The organism is Streptomyces mutabilis (assembly GCF_014649815.1).
Classification (GTDB): domain Bacteria; phylum Actinomycetota; class Actinomycetes; order Streptomycetales; family Streptomycetaceae; genus Streptomyces; species Streptomyces mutabilis.
On sequence record NZ_BMTT01000342.1, the window covers coordinates 1 to 508 of the forward strand.

The window sequence follows — 508 nt, forward strand, 5'->3', positions numbered from 1 at the left end:
TGCTGTATTAGATGCTGAACTATCTGTTATTGAACATGAAAATAACAGTGAGATAGTTTCTGGCACTCAACATATTTCTATCATTGGAGGTAAGAGACGAGTTGAATATTACCCTTCAACAGGTACGGCTTACTCTAATCCCATTGATGGGAAATATAAGCGTGTAATTATCAAAAAAGCGGGCATTAAGCGAGCTATTAAACTAGCAAAATCAGGAAATTAAGGGGCAAGACCAATGAAAACTTTTATCTGTGTATTTGAGCCTACGACCGAGGCTCGTACAAACAACGATGCTGTACCATTAGCAATAGCGTTAAACACTGCTAATGCAAAACTGGCAACAGCGACTGCAGTAGTAAAATTATCTGAAGCATATCCAGAAGCTATGGATAACTTTAACACTGATGATCCGTTAATTAGCGAACACCTTGACGGCTCTGTTTGCCCTACTTTAGATATATTCGATGAGAAATTTGCTGTTGAAAATGAGTTTGATGGAACTCAATGG

Annotated in this window: 2 protein-coding genes; both read left to right on the forward strand. The window is 38.2% G+C overall.

The genetic code is table 11. The features are described 5' to 3' along the window. On the forward strand, positions 1-223 hold a 223-nt coding region (locus tag IE142_RS36140), incomplete at its 5' end, for a hypothetical protein (RefSeq protein ID WP_191889551.1). A 12-nt stretch (positions 224-235) separates the two neighbouring features. Then, positions 236-508, forward strand: a 273-nt coding sequence (locus IE142_RS36145; RefSeq protein WP_229831340.1) for a phage-associated endonuclease, incomplete at its 3' end; no start/stop codon positions are given.